This is a genomic window from Clostridium sp. 1001283B150225_161107_B6 (genome assembly GCF_015556325.1).
Classification (GTDB): Bacteria; Bacillota; Clostridia; order Lachnospirales; family Lachnospiraceae; genus Enterocloster.
Map to the genome: position 1 here is coordinate 1 of NZ_JADNMD010000020.1, position 14,286 is coordinate 14,286.

The window sequence follows — 14,286 nt, forward strand, 5'->3', positions numbered from 1 at the left end:
TTTTGTTATCTGGCTGCACTTTTTACCTTTGAGGTGCCTCAATTCTGCTGCAGGTAGCTCCTTCGATGAATGAAGCCTCGATGATTTTGGACACAGGCTCCTCCGGCGGATTGACTACCAGCTCAAACAGTTCAAGGGATATCTCCCTCAGATTTTGCTGCACAGTGGTTATCTGGGGCTGATGGAGATTGCTGATAACATTATCAAATCCTACAATGGACATGTCCGCCGGAATCTTTAATCCCAGGGAATATGCTGCATTCAAAGCTCCCAGGGCGATGATGTCATTACAGCAGATGATTGCTGTTGGGGCGGCTGGAAGGGAGAGGAAGTAGTTGAGCGCCTGGCTTCCGGCCTGAAGGGTCAGCTGTGGGTTTCTGTCATAAATGTATTCCTGGATAACGGGAAGGCCCTTTCCCGTCATTGTCTCTATGTAACCATTCTGTCTGGAGATTACGGAATCCATGGGTGTGCCGCAGCCGACAAATGCAATTTTCCTGTGACCCAGATTGTAAAGGTAGTCCACAATGGGCTGCATCATCTGCCTGTTATTGGAACGCACACTGGAAAACTTGCCATGTGTTTTCCGGTCCAGGAACGCAATTGGAATATGAATTTTGCAGGCTTCAAAAATATCGGAGTCAACGCCTTCTGTCAGGATTATACCTGCGCACCGGTTGGCAAGACAGAAATAAAGATATTTCTTTTCCAGCTCAGGGCTGCTGCCGGTATCGCAGATAAGGAGCATATAGTTGTGTTCCAGACATATCTGGTTCAGCTCTTTAATCAGGCTGATAAAAAAAGGGTTCTCCATATCATATATAAATACGGCAATGGTATTGCTTGTCTTGGAAAAGATTTTTTTGACAGGCTGATTCGGTATATAGTTATATTCCTCAATTATTTTCTGCACTTTCTCCCTGACTTTTTCAGATGTCATTTCTGGATTGTTGATGACACGCGACACAGTTGCAGTAGATACTCCTGCCAGTTTTGCAATGTCCCTGATTCCAATGTATCCGCTGTTTTCCGAACGGCCTTCCTTGTTCATACGGTTTCTCCTCCTGGTTTTGAAGGGTGAAACTTGTTTCATAAATAAGAAAATAAGTTTCATCCAACCATATCATATTATAGTTGAAATAAAAATAATTGTAAATATGAAAAAAATGTAACAGTTTTACTTGAAACGAAAGAGCAATACATAAAACATAAGATAGAGCGAGAAATAATTGCTAAAAAAAGAGAAAAAAATATCATATTGTATGAAAAATGCACAAATATAATATTGACAACAGGGTTATAAAGTGCTATATTGAAAATGTAACAAGTTACATACACGATGTGAATGTGAGGGGCGGAACATGAATACAAGAATAGAAAGATTGAGAAAACGGTTATTTGATGCAGACCCGCGTATTTGTCCGGAGCGGTGTACCTATTTTACGGAGTCTATGAAGAAATCAGAGGGTAAACCAATTGCACTGCGGCGTTCCCAGGCATTTTATGATGTACTGGCCCGTATGACGGTTTATGTGAATGAAGATGAGCTGATTGTAGGAAATCAGGCGCAGTGGCCAAAGGCATCTCCGATTTATCCGGAGTATTCCACAGACTGGCTGGAAGCAGAATTAAATGGTTCACCCTTTTTCCCGGATAAAAGACCTGGCGATAAGTTTTACTATACGCAGGAAGATAAAGACAAAATATTAGAATGCGTAAAATATTGGAAAGGTAAATCCCTGTATGAAAATCTGAGAAAAACGCTTCCGGATAAAATCAACCAGGCCTGGGATGCCAATGTGATTGATGATACATGGGTTTCAGCAGCCGGCCTGGGCAATGTTATTGTGGATTATAAAGGCGTGGTGGACAAAGGCTTGTCCGATGTCATGAAACGGATAGAGAATAAGCTTAAGCGTCTGGACCCAAGAGAACCAGGCAATACAAGAAAAAGATGGTTTCTTGAGGCTGCCCTTCAGGGTAATCAGGCGGTGGTGATGTTTTCCAACCGTATTGCTGATTGCTGCAAAGAACAGGCAGAACAGGAGACAAACGCAGCACGCAGAGAGGAGCTTCTTAAACTGGAAGATATATGCAGGAATGTTCCACTGAATCCTGCCAGGACCTTCCATGAGGCAGTCCAGGCCATCTACATGATTCTCCTGGCGGTTCATCTGGAATCCAACGGCCATGCCATATCCCTGGGGCGTTTTGATCAATATGTATATCCCTACTATAAAAAGGATTTGGAGGAAGGCAGAATCACAAGGGAAGAGGCCCTGGAGATAGTTGAGTGCTTTTTCATCAAATGCAATGAACTTAACAAGCTCAGAAGCTGGCCGGATACAGAATTTTTTCTGGGATACCAGATGTTCATCAATCTTGCCATTGCAGGACAGACAGTGGATGGTAAGGACGCTTCCAATGAAGTTTCCCACCTGTGTGTGGAAGCATGTGAGAATGTAAGACTGTTTACACCGTCTGTATCCATTAAGTGGTTCGAGGGAACCAGTGATGCGTTCATGATGAAGGCGCTTAAGGCAGCGGAGCGGCATCAGGGCGGCCAGCCGGCATTTTATAATGACAAGGCATTTATCAGAACCCTTGAGAATATGGGAATCGCCGAGGAAGACAGGGTGGATTGGGTTCCGGATGGATGTATTGAGGCCTCTATTCCCGGAAAGTGGGATTTTGCGGCCAAAGGTCCATGGCTGAATATGGAGAAGGTGTTGGAAATCACGCTGCATGACGGCACAGACCCCAAGACCGGATACCACTTTGTGGATTTGGAAAAATCTGCAGGGGATTGTGGCAGCGTAAGGGAACTGATGGAATTATATAAGCAGACCCTGGATTATTTTATGGGGCTGCAGGTGGAGACAGAGCATATTAATGATGAAATCCACATACAGCAGGATATCAATGCATTCCGCTCCTCCCTCGTATATGACTGTATCGAGAGGGCCATGGACCTTGTGGAAGGCGGCTCTGTTTACTCAGCGGACGGAGGGCCTACAGCAGGTACCATCAGCGCAGGCGACTCTCTGGCGGCATTGGATGAGATTGTATTTAACCAGAAGCTTCTGACCATGGAACAGGTACTTCACGCTATGAACACAAACTATGAGGATATGGACACAGTGCCCTCCGGACCGGAAATCAGAGCCATACTGGTAAATAAGGCACCTAAATTTGGAAATGATGATGAGAGGGCTGACAAGTGGGTGGTGGAGCTGGAGGATTACATTGGTTCCAGCTACAGGTATAAATATAGAAGCTCAAAGTATGGAAAAGGACCGGTCCCCTGCTGCTATTCCTACAGTCAAAGCCCTGTGACCGGTAATATTGCCTTTGGAAAGAGCATTGGGGCCACGCCGGACGGGCGCAAGGACGGACAGCCGGTTAACAACGGCATTTCTCCCGCCAATGGTTCGGAGAAAAATGGAGCTACGGCAGCCTGCAATTCCGTCATGAAATTGCCCAGCATATGGTTCCAGAAGGGCGCTATATTCAATATGCGTCTGTCCAAGGGAGCTCTGGATACCGATGAGAATAAAGAAAAGGTAATTGCCATGATTAAGGTTCTGTTTGAAAACTACGGACAGCAGATTCAGTTTAATGTGGTGGATAACAAAGTGTTTAAGGAAGCAATGGAGCATCCGGATGAATATAAGGATTTGATGGTCAGGGTTTCCGGTTACAGTGCGTTGTTTACATCTCTGTCCCCTGAGTGCCAGATGGATGTAATAAGCAGGGCAGAGCTGGAATTATAGCCGTTAACACGCTCCAGGCAGCAAATAGTAAATAGGGGGAATAAGGAAAATGAGGGTTTGCAATGTATTCAACATAGAACGTTTTGCAACAGAGGATGGCCGCGGTATCCGTACCGTAGTATTTTTAAAGGGCTGTTCCCTGCGGTGCAGATGGTGTGCAAACCCTGAATCCCAGAGAGCGGGGACAGAGGTCCTGGTTAAGGCAAATGCCTGCATAGAGTGCGGAAGATGCAGGGTCCTGTGTCCTGAGAAGGCCATAAGTTATATGGAAGGTTACGGATATATTACGGACCAGAGTAAATGCAGGCAATGCGGCGTCTGCGTCAGGGAGTGCTATGCAGACGCCAGGGAGATGATGGGGAGGAGATACAGCGAGGAGGAGCTTCTTGCGGAAATATTGAAGGACCGCCAATATTATGGAATGTCAGGCGGCGGTGTTACGTTCAGCGGAGGAGAGCCTTTGTACTACAGCGAAGTCATAGGGGCCATTGGGGAGCAGATGCATTTGAGGGGTTATAACACCCTGGTTGAAACATGCGGTCATGTCCCTCAGGAGGCGCTTGAAGACATAAACGGGCGTGTCGATGCGGTTTATTATGATTTTAAACAGATTGATTCTGAAAAACATAAAGAATTGACAGGTGTGGATAATACCTTGATACTCAGCAACCTGGAGTGGCTGTGCGGGCACTACCATGGGGAATTGTCGGTCAGATATCCCTATATTCCGGGCTGCAATGACGATGAGGCGTCCATCAATGGTTTTTTCAAGTACATAAAAGGTTTGAAGCATATATCTGAGATTGTATTTCTTCCCTATCACAGGCTGGGTCTTCCGAAATACCAGGGGTTAGGAAGAAAATATGAGATGGGCAATATGCCATCCCTTAAGAAAGCAGACTTATCATTCCTGGTACAGTGGGCAGGAGAATATGGTTTGGAGATTAATATCCGATAGGAGGCAGGGGTGTTGATGAAGCGGAATATGGTAGCGTTTGACTGTGGCAATTCGTCATGCAGGGTTATCCTGGGGGTGTATGACGGGGAGCAGATAGCCGCAGAGGTTATTACCCAGATACCAAATTACATGGTCAGGGTACATCAGTATTTCTATTGGGACATACTGATGATTTACCAGAAACTGTTGGAGGGGCTAAAGGAGGCGGTAAAACGGGCCGGAACCATCCACTCAATCGGTATCTGTACATGGGGAGTGGATTTCGGACTGTTTGACAGGCAGGGATTTATGATTCAGAATCCGCTGTCATACAGGAACAGCATAGGGGCCGAGGTTATGGAACAGATGCCTGACGAACAGAGATTATATCTGTTCAGGCAGACTGGTATCCTGTGCGATAAGATTAATTCGGTTAATATGATAAAGGGAATGATGGAGAAGATGCCGTCGGTATTTTCCAACGGCCACAAGCTTCTCATGATACCGGATATTTTAAATTATCTCTTTACTGGCTGCATGGTAAACGAGCCCAGCGAGTTATCCACAACCCAGCTGATGGATGCCAAGAAAAGGCAGCTGAGTGAAGACGTGTTGGGGGAGATGGGAATACCTTCCGGCTTATTTGCTCCAATTGGCAAACACGGCACGCCAATTGGCATGCTTCATTCCGGGGTAAAGGAAATACTGGGTATATCCTATGATGTTCCGGTTATCTGCGTGCCGTCCCATGATACGGCTGCTGCTGTACTGGCAATTCCGGCAGAGGAAGAAGAGTTTTTATTTGTCAGCACAGGAACCTGGGCGCTTATTGGTATGGAGCTGGAGGAGCCCATTATAAATGATGCGGTGAGAATAAGATGCCTGACCAATGAAATAGGGGCATTTAATAAAATAACCCTGCTGCAGAACAGCGCCGGAATGTTTATCATCCAGCGCATTAAGGAAGAGTATGAGGAGGAAAACGGGGCTATAGGCTGGGAGGAGCTTAATGGTCTTGGAGACCGGTATGGGGGAACGGTTCCTCTGTTTCCGGTCAACGATGCCAGGTTTTTTAATCCGGTACATATGGCGGATGCGATATGGGATTATCTTGTAAAGACCGGTCAGGTTTCCGGAGAAAAAGACTGGGCGGCAATCATATGCAGTTTCCAGAATTCCATGGCCCTGAGCTTTGCGTCAGTGATACAAGGCCTGGAGGAAATAAGCGGAAAGAAAAAAGATACTGTTTATATGGTAGGCGGCGGCTCCCGGAATGTCAGGTTATGCCAGATGACGGCAGATGCCACGGGCAAGAAAGTGGTGACAGGGGGGAAGGAAAGTACTTCCCTGGGAAATCTGGGAGCCCAGATAAAGTACTTTGAGCCTGAGATGACAGTGAGGGAAATCAGGAACCTTATTGGAAGGGGCATTGAGAAAACAACGTATTGCCGCAGAAAAGATTCCGGTGAGGCATTGAAGCGGTATCAAAAACTAGAAGGATAAGGGGGCCTGTCCATGGACGGATGTATATTGAGGATGTGCGGGATTAACAAAAGCTTTTTTGGTGTTCCCGTGCTGAAAAATGCGCAGCTGGAGGTACTTCCCGGGGAGGTTCACGTCCTTTTGGGGGAAAATGGAGCAGGTAAATCCACACTGATTAAAATTCTGTCAGGGGCATACGGACGGGAAGGCGGTGACATCGTGCTGGACGGCAGGGAGCTGGCGCCCATGACGCCGAAGGAGGCTCTGGATGCCGGTATCAGCGTGATTTACCAGGAGTTCAATCTGGTGCCGGATTTGCCTGTATATGAAAATATATTCATTGGAAAAGAATATGGCCGGGGGCTTCTTGTGGACCACAAGCGGGCTATAAAAGAGGCAGAGGGATATATGAGGCGGGTCGGCCTGGAGGTCAGCCCTAAGACGCTGGTCCGTGAACTGAGTGTGGCCCAGAAACAGCTGGTGGAGATAGCCAAAGCCATATCCAATCATGTAAAGGTTCTGGTTCTGGATGAGCCCACAGCGGCCATCACGGACAAAGAGACAAACATGCTCTTCGGAATCATCCGTGAACTTCAGAAGGAAAAAATCGGAATTATCTATATTTCCCACCGTATGAGCGAGCTGTTCGAAATCGGGGACAGGTGCACGGTTATGCGTGACGGAGAATATATAGGAACCGTGGAATTGTCTGAAACCACAGAGGACGAGCTGACAAAGATGATGGTGGGACGCACGGTTAGTTTTGAAAAGATTGCCAATGAAGCGGTTGACATGAACCAGGTGGTGCTGAAGGTTGAAAATCTGGGATATAAGGATTTCCTGAAGGACATATCATTTGAGCTGCATAAAGGCGAGATACTGGGATTTGCAGGTTTGGTGGGCGCGGGCCGGACAGAAGTGGCAAAGTGTATGATAGGCGCTTACAGGAAAAACAGTGGTACGGTTACATATAAGGGTGAAACCTTGTCCAATAGCCTGTCCAAAAATATCGAAAAGGGAATCGTCTATCTGAGCGAGGACAGGAAGGATGAGGGATTGGTTCTCATGCATTCTGTCATGGATAACATTGCATTACCCAATTTAAAGCAGCTTGCCAAGCCGTTCATCCGGAAAAAGGAGATGGCGGAACGCGCTAAGTATTACATTAAGAGTCTGCGGATTAAAACCCATACGCATCTAACAGAAGCAAAGAACCTGTCCGGCGGTAACCAGCAAAAGGTGGTTATTGCAAAATGGCTGTATTCCAATGCAGATGTATATATATTCGATGAGCCCACAAGGGGAATTGATGTTGGGGCCCGTGATGAAATATATAATATCATGTATGACCTGGTCAGCCAGGGGGCCTCTATTATCATGATATCCTCCGACCTTGTGGAGGTGCTTAAAATGTGCGACCGGGTTGCCGTTATGAGGGAGGGTGTCCTGGAGGCCATATTGGACAATACCCCGGATTTGACGCAGGAAACCATATTAAAATATGCGATGCAGGGAGGAATATAGGTATGGAGAGTTACAAAGAGGGTGTTAAGGCAAAGCTGCCGGCATTGACTTTATATCTCGGACTGATTGTTATTTTTATTGTATTTGCTGTAATCTGCAGCATGATGGGGAAGAACTTCCTGACCCTTAATAATATGTTCAATATCATTACGCAGGCCAGCATCATTTCCATAATTGCAATCGGGGCTTCCCTTGTTATTGTCACCGGCGGCATTGATTTGAGCGTTGGGTCCATTGTGGGGTTTGTGGGTATATTTGGAGGACTGATTCTGAAAGCAGGCATGCCTCTGGTTGCCATGGGGGTTTTGTGTATAGCGGCAGGTGCTGCCTTTGGTCTGGCCAATGGATGTCTGGTCAGTTACGGAAAGGTGCCGCCGTTTATAGTGACGCTGGGGGCCATGCAGATTGCCAGGGGCCTTGCGCTTCTGATTAATGGGGGGCAGCCCATATCCAGTTTCCCCAAGGGACTGGGAAGCCTGATGGCCTCCAAGGTGCTGGGTACAGTTCCGGTGTCTGTTATCTATGTGTTTGTGTTCTACGCAGTCATTATCTTTGTCATGGCATATACAAAGTTTGGAAGACATGTTTATTCCGCAGGAGGCAATATCTGCGCTGCCAGGCTTTCAGGAATCAATGTAAACAGGACTGTGCTCATGGTGTATGTCTTAAGCGGCGTATTTGCTGCCATTGGAGGCATCATGCTTTTGTCCCGTCTTACATATGCAGACCCTAATGCAGGCTCAGGCTATGAAATGAACGCGATTGCTTCCGCTGTTATCGGAGGAATCTCCTTATCAGGCGGGAAAGGAAAGATAGGGAATACCCTGGTGGGAGCCATCATCCTCAGCACCCTGACCTGCGGGCTCCAGATAATGAACGTTGCCACCTATTATCAGACCATTGTCACGGGAATCGTTATCATAGCAGCAGTGTTTGCTGATAAAAAGAAAGAGCGCCAGAGCGAATAGAAGAGCAAAATACAAAACGTATTTGCAAATAAAGGAGGAAATTGATTATGAAGCGAAACATGACGGCAGCAGTGATGGCATTGGCAATGAGTACGGTTATGACGGCAGCGGCGCTAAGCGGCTGCGGCCAAACTCCAAAGGAGACAGTGCCTGAGACAACCAAAGCGCAGACAGAAGCCCAGACCGCGGAGACAACCGGGGAGAGCGGAAAGGACGGGGAGAGCAGCACTGGGGCTGCATCAGGCAGCTATGAGGATAAGACCATTGGATTTGTGGGTATGACCTTAAACAACGAATATCATATCACCCTTGCCAACGGCGCCAAAGTGGAGGCAGAGGCAAAGGGTGTGAAGATTGAGGTTCAGGCCGGAGACCAGCATGCCAGCGCAGATGCGCAGCTTGGTATTATTGAGAATATGATAGCCAACAAGGTGGACGGAATTCTTCTGGTTCCCAGTTCTTCAGACGGTCTGGAATCCGCCCTTACAAAATGTAAGGAAGCAAACATTCCTATCATTAATCTGGATACAAAGCTGACGGATGAAAGCCTTGCCAATGTTGGTCTTGACATTCCGTTTTATGGAACCAACAATTACGAAGGCGCCAAACTGGCGGGAGAATATGTTGCGAAGAACTTTGAGCAGGGTACAAAGACAGCCATACTTAAGGGGATTGAGGGACAGACCAATGCAGCGGACCGCTACAATGGATTTTTAGAGGGAGCCGGGGACACGGTGACCATTGTGGCTGAACAGACAGCAAACTGGGAAGTGGACCAGGGATACACGGCTGCCCAGAATATCATAAGTGCCAATCCGGATGTGGAACTTTTCTTCTGCTGCAACGATAATATGGGGATTGGAGCATTGAGAGCCATTAAGGAAGCCAATATGCAGGAGCAGATTCAAATCATTGGATTCGACGCTGTCAGCGAAGCTCTGAACCTGGTGGAAAATGGGGAGTTCCTGGCAACCGTGGCACAGTATCCGGCTGAAATGGGAAAACTGGGCGTGGACAACATGTTGAAACTATTTGACGGCGGCGAGGCAGAATCCTATATTGACACCGGAACGGAAGTGATTACCAAGGACAATGTAGGCGAGTTTAAGGATTATTTAAAGACGTTTGAGTAGGAATAAGTCGGAATAAATTAGGGCTGCCTTCCGGCAGCAGAATGAGAGGCGGAAATGGATTTTAAAAAATGTATCGTAGAGAGCGGAAAGAAACTGGAGAATTCAGGACTTACTGTTGAGACATGGGGAAACATCAGTATACGCGACCCTGAAACAGGATTGGTGTACCTGACGCCCAGCGCCATGAAGTACAGTACGATTGTGGAAGACGATGTTGTGGTCTGCAGGCTGGATGGGACAATTGTGGAGGGTCACAGAAAACCAACCATTGAGACAGGGCTTCACCTGGCCATATACAGAAGCAGAGAAGAGGTAAATGCAGTCATCCATACCCATCCCATGTATTCCATGGTATATGCCACCCAGGGTAAGGATATTCCTCTTATCATAGACGAGGCGGCCCAGGCCATGGGAGACATCTGTAGATGCACCCAGTATGCATTGCCGGGGTCAGAGGAGCTGGCTTCGGAATGTGAAAAGGCGCTGGGAAAAGAGGCTAACTCTTGTCTTCTGCACTCCCATGGAGCTGTCTGCGTAGGCGAGAACATGGACGCGGCATTTAAAGTGGCCGCTGTTCTGGAGGCCACGGCCAGGATTCTGTACATGATTGAAGCTACAGGAGGAAAGCCTGCAGGTATAACGCCTGAAAATGTAGCAGTAATGAAGGACTTTGCAAAAAATCACTATGGTCAGGGTAAATAAAGGTTATAGGAAAAAGAACGCAAAAGGCAACCGTATATCGCTGTTGCCTTTTGCTGCGCTATGAATATCGGATAAACAAAAAAAGCCCGTACAAGGCTTTTACATAAAAAGCAGGTGATGGGAATCGAACCCACGTATCTAGCTTGGAAGGCTAGTGTTCTACCATTGAACTACACCTGCATAATGACCATGACACCACATGGTCAATGCCCAAAGTCGGAATCGAACCAACGACACGAGGATTTTCAGTCCTCTGCTCTACCAACTGAGCTATCTGGGCATTTGCCTGTCCGGAACAAACAGGAGGTTTCCTGTTATACAAGGTTCCTTCAGCGACATCAACAATTTTACAGGATTTCTCTGATATTGTCAAGATGAAATTTGAGTAAAATTATGTTTTCTCATTCCTTTCTCACCTCTTTCTTATCCGCTATGGTGCGCTAATGCAGATTGCCAAAGTATTTTGAGTAATATATACTTATTAGAAAGAAAAGGAATAATGAGGTTACTATATGAAAGAAAATATTTGCTGTGTGACATACGGTGAACTTAGTTTTCTGGTAAACAATGTAATCAGTAAGCTGGAGGATACCTGTGATTTCCAGATTGTAGAGGGGCTTAGAGAAGAAACCTTAGAGAAGATAGATAAAGCAATTCTGGATGGGGCGGAGGTAATTATAGCCGGAGGAGCCAATGCGCAGGTGATTCGGGGTTATTTTAATATTCCTGTATTGGAATATAAGGTGACGCCTCTGGATTATATTACAGCCATACATAAGGGATTTGGCTTAGACTGCAGAGTGTCCCTGGTTCACTATAAATTCCCTATGAATGAAAGAATGAGGGAATGCCTGCGCTATATGGGGATGGAGACAGAGGAAATTGTTTATGAGGACATGGAGGATTTGGAACAGAAAATGTCTTCCAGCGGCTGCAATGTCTTTGTAGGATATGCCCTGGCAGTGGATGTTGCGCGCAGGATGGGAAAAGAGGGTGTCTTGCTGTATTCCGGTGAGGACAGTATTTTGGATACAATTGAAGAGGCCAGAATCCTTATTAAAGAACTGCGCAAAGAAAAGGAAAAGAATGAATTTGTGAGAGCCACTATGGATTACAGTCCCAATGGCCTTATGTTTCTTGATACGGATAAAAATATCATTGACTGCAATCAGAGTATATTCAGTCTGGTTGAAAATTCAGGGGCGGTGCTTAGAGGCAGGAAACTATCGGAGGTATTGCCGCAATGCATGCCAATTCAACAGGAGGAAATAGAGTCTCTGGTTGTTGATATACATGGGCAGAAGCTGTTGGAACGCTGGGTGCCAATCTGTTCCGGCACAGAGAATCAGACTGGGTATATGATTGTGCTCACCCCGTTTTCAGATTATAAAAAGGCAGAATTGGATTATCGCAAACGGAAATTGGAGCAGAGACAGGCGTGCGGATTTACTGCCAAGCATACGTTCAGGGATATTATTGGGAGTTCCTATAAAATGAAGGCATGTCTGGACGAGGCGGAGCTGTTTGCCCAGAGCAGTGCAGCAGTCTTATTGTCCGGAGAGACCGGGGTGGGAAAGGAGCTGTTTGCCCAGAGCATTCATAATGCAGGCCTGAGAAAGGACGGACCCTTTGTGGCAGTGAATTGTGCGGCTCTTCCCGCCAACCTCCTGGAGTCGGAATTATTTGGTTATGATGAGGGAGCCTTTACCGGAGGACGTAAAGGAGGCAAGAAGGGGCTTTTTGAGCTGGCAGATGGAGGCACACTGTTTTTAGATGAAATTGGAGAGATTTTGCCGGAACTGCAGGCCAGGCTGCTGCGTGCCATCCAGGAGAAAGAAATAATGCATGTGGGCGGCGGACGGGTTATACCCGTAGATGTCCGCATTATCACGGCAACAAACCGGAATTTAGAGCAGATGCAGAATCAGGAATTCAGGAAGGATTTATATTACCGCCTGAGCGTGCTGGAACTTCAAATCCCGCCGCTGAGGGACAGGGAAGATGATGTGATTGAGCTCTTTCAGTTTTATATTAAGAAGAACAGGGGAATTGACGCTTATGGATTCGACCTGACAGAGGATATCCGGGAAATACTTAGAAGATACAGCTGGCGGGGGAATATCCGGGAACTTCAAAATGTATGTGAACGGTTCTGCCTGTACATGGAACGAAGCGTCAGATTTGAACCGCTCTACGCTAAGAGATGCATGATTAAATCCATTGGTGAAGAGCGTCTCATAGGGGACATAATGCAGCCTTATAATCAGGACAACAGGGAGCTGGCAGCAGGAGAATTAAAACGTTTGTTATCCTATAATAATGAACAGATAGCAAAGACACTGGGAATCAGCCGCACCACATTGTGGAGAATGATGGGGAATTCAAAAAAGTAAGCCTTATAAAAATGTTTCAGATTTCTATATATTAAGAAGTCTGAAACATTTTTTTTGTTTGGCAGGATTTGTGTATGGCCTGACGCCTAAGAAATGAAAGGATATTTAATCTGTGGGAGGTTGGCATGGTTTTTGCTTTATTAATATGTATCATTAAAAAATATTGGGAAAGGGTGCGGGAAATGAGCAAGGGATTACTGGATGGGGTTAAGGTATTGGACCTGACAAGGGTACTTGCAGGTCCATACTGCGGAATGCTGCTGGCTGATATGGGAGCAGAGGTTATCAAAATTGAGATGCCGGGAAGGGGGGATGACGCCAGAAGAAATGCACCGATTGTAAATGGGGAAAGCGCCTATTTTATGAATCTGAACCGCAACAAAAGAGGGATGACCCTGAACCTTAAAAAGGAAGAAGGAAGGGAGGTTTTCCGTAAGCTGGTTAAAAAAAGTGACATTGTGCTGGAAAATTACCGTCCGGGGGTAATGGAGAAATTAGGATTGGGGTATGAGGACCTGAGAAAGATAAACCCGGCTATTGTATATGGGGCCATATCGGGTTTTGGACATTATGGGCCATATTCGCAAAGAGCGGGGTACGACATTATAGGACAGGCCATGAGCGGTTTAATGAGTACAACAGGATGGCCCGGAGGAAAGCCCACCAGAACAGGGACAGCCATATCAGATGTGATGGGAGGCGTCAGCTGCTGCACCGGCGTGCTTGCGGCTTACATAAACCGTCTTAAAACCGGAGAGGGTGATAAGGTGGATGTATCTTTGGTGGATGCCATGGTGTCCTCACTGGAAATTATTAATATGATATATCTCTGTACGGGACGTATTCCGGACCGGATTGGCAACCGTTATGAAGCGATTTATCCATATGACACATTTGAGTCCTCGGATGGAATGGTGGTTATTGCCTGCGGCAACGACAAATTATACGGAATTTTAAAGAGCGTGCTACAAATTCCCGAACTGGAGAGGGAAGATTTTGACGGTAATATCAAAAGAGTGGAAAATCATGCTAAATTAAAACCTGTCATTGAGCAGTGGACAAAGCAGCATACCATTGACGAAGTGGTTGAGATTCTATTGGCAGCAGGAATCCCTGCCAGCCCTGTCAACACCATTGACCGCGTGGTTAAGGACCCTCACATAGCTGTGGCAAGAGAGATGTTTGTGGAATTGGAGCACCCTGTAGCCGGTAAAATGAAGGTAACCGGGAATCAGCTGAAGTTTACAAATCATAAGGTGCATATTGACAGGCCGTCTCCGCTCCTGGGACAACATACAGAGGAAATATTAAAGGAATATCTGGATATGAACCGGGATGACTATATGGCATTGGCTCAATCAGGCGCCTTTTAAA

At 46.5% G+C, this 14,286-nt stretch carries 10 protein-coding genes and 2 tRNA genes; 9 read left to right on the forward strand and 3 right to left on the reverse strand.

Annotated features, from left to right (window positions below):
* Positions 1-22: 22 nt before the first annotated feature.
* Complete coding sequence (locus I2H39_RS28040; RefSeq protein WP_138306388.1) at positions 23-1,051, reverse strand: LacI family DNA-binding transcriptional regulator; 1,029 nt, start codon at positions 1,049-1,051, stop codon at positions 23-25.
* A gap of 310 nt (positions 1,052-1,361) precedes the next feature.
* On the opposite strand from I2H39_RS28040, the gene I2H39_RS28045 reads away from it, so the two are divergent.
* Genes I2H39_RS28045 through I2H39_RS28075 form a run of 7 tightly spaced genes read left to right on the forward strand, consistent with a single transcriptional unit; the run spans position 1,362 to position 10,519 of the window.
* Complete coding sequence (locus I2H39_RS28045; RefSeq protein ID WP_195628051.1) at positions 1,362-3,773, forward strand: pyruvate formate lyase family protein; 2,412 nt, start codon at positions 1,362-1,364, stop codon at positions 3,771-3,773.
* 49 nt (positions 3,774-3,822) lie between these two features.
* Positions 3,823-4,731, forward strand: coding sequence for a glycyl-radical enzyme activating protein (locus I2H39_RS28050; protein WP_138306390.1), 909 nt, complete (start codon positions 3,823-3,825; stop codon positions 4,729-4,731).
* Between the two features lie 15 nt (positions 4,732-4,746).
* A complete protein-coding gene (locus I2H39_RS28055; protein WP_195628072.1) occupies positions 4,747-6,213 on the forward strand; it encodes a rhamnulokinase family protein in 1,467 nt (488 codons plus the stop codon).
* A 12-nt stretch (positions 6,214-6,225) separates the two neighbouring features.
* On the forward strand, positions 6,226-7,716 hold the full coding sequence (locus I2H39_RS28060; protein WP_138306392.1) for a sugar ABC transporter ATP-binding protein: 1,491 nt from the start codon (positions 6,226-6,228) through the stop codon (positions 7,714-7,716).
* Between the two features lie 2 nt (positions 7,717-7,718).
* On the forward strand, positions 7,719-8,684 hold the full coding sequence (locus I2H39_RS28065) for an ABC transporter permease (RefSeq protein ID WP_138306393.1): 966 nt from the start codon (positions 7,719-7,721) through the stop codon (positions 8,682-8,684).
* Positions 8,685-8,731: 47 nt separating this feature from the next.
* Entirely contained in the window at positions 8,732-9,817 is a 1,086-nt protein-coding gene (locus I2H39_RS28070; RefSeq protein ID WP_138306394.1) for a sugar ABC transporter substrate-binding protein, read from the forward strand.
* A 54-nt stretch (positions 9,818-9,871) separates the two neighbouring features.
* Positions 9,872-10,519 (forward strand): class II aldolase/adducin family protein, encoded by a 648-nt coding sequence (locus I2H39_RS28075; protein WP_138306395.1) that lies wholly within the window; start codon positions 9,872-9,874, stop codon positions 10,517-10,519.
* Positions 10,520-10,628: 109 nt separating this feature from the next.
* On the opposite strand, the gene I2H39_RS28080 is transcribed toward I2H39_RS28075, so the two are convergent.
* Positions 10,629-10,699: transfer RNA gene (locus I2H39_RS28080), tRNA-Gly, on the reverse strand.
* Between the two features lie 27 nt (positions 10,700-10,726).
* Positions 10,727-10,799, reverse strand: a tRNA-Phe gene (locus I2H39_RS28085).
* 232 nt (positions 10,800-11,031) lie between these two features.
* Between I2H39_RS28085 and I2H39_RS28090 the strand changes: the two genes are divergently transcribed.
* Positions 11,032-12,912 carry a sigma 54-interacting transcriptional regulator gene (locus I2H39_RS28090; protein WP_195628052.1) on the forward strand — a complete coding sequence of 627 codons (1,881 nt, stop codon included), beginning with the start codon at positions 11,032-11,034 and terminating at the stop codon, positions 12,910-12,912.
* A 182-nt stretch (positions 12,913-13,094) separates the two neighbouring features.
* Positions 13,095-14,285 (forward strand): CoA transferase, encoded by a 1,191-nt coding sequence (locus tag I2H39_RS28095; protein WP_138306397.1) that lies wholly within the window; start codon positions 13,095-13,097, stop codon positions 14,283-14,285.
* The last annotated feature ends 1 nt before the right edge of the window (position 14,286 follow it).

Bases quoted from the DNA above. Each gene is read 5' to 3' on its own strand.
- I2H39_RS28040 (WP_138306388.1), bottom strand. From the start codon at position 1,051: ATGAACAAGGAAGGCCGTTCGGAAAACAGCGGATACATTGGAATCAGG.
- I2H39_RS28045 (WP_195628051.1), top strand. From the start codon at position 1,362: ATGAATACAAGAATAGAAAGATTGAGAAAACGGTTATTTGATGCAGAC.
- I2H39_RS28050 (WP_138306390.1), top strand. From the start codon at position 3,823: ATGAGGGTTTGCAATGTATTCAACATAGAACGTTTTGCAACAGAGGAT.
- I2H39_RS28055 (WP_195628072.1), top strand. From the start codon at position 4,747: ATGAAGCGGAATATGGTAGCGTTTGACTGTGGCAATTCGTCATGCAGG.
- I2H39_RS28060 (WP_138306392.1), top strand. From the start codon at position 6,226: ATGGACGGATGTATATTGAGGATGTGCGGGATTAACAAAAGCTTTTTT.
- I2H39_RS28065 (WP_138306393.1), top strand. From the start codon at position 7,719: ATGGAGAGTTACAAAGAGGGTGTTAAGGCAAAGCTGCCGGCATTGACT.
- I2H39_RS28070 (WP_138306394.1), top strand. From the start codon at position 8,732: ATGAAGCGAAACATGACGGCAGCAGTGATGGCATTGGCAATGAGTACG.
- I2H39_RS28075 (WP_138306395.1), top strand. From the start codon at position 9,872: ATGGATTTTAAAAAATGTATCGTAGAGAGCGGAAAGAAACTGGAGAAT.
- I2H39_RS28090 (WP_195628052.1), top strand. From the start codon at position 11,032: ATGAAAGAAAATATTTGCTGTGTGACATACGGTGAACTTAGTTTTCTG.
- I2H39_RS28095 (WP_138306397.1), top strand. From the start codon at position 13,095: ATGAGCAAGGGATTACTGGATGGGGTTAAGGTATTGGACCTGACAAGG.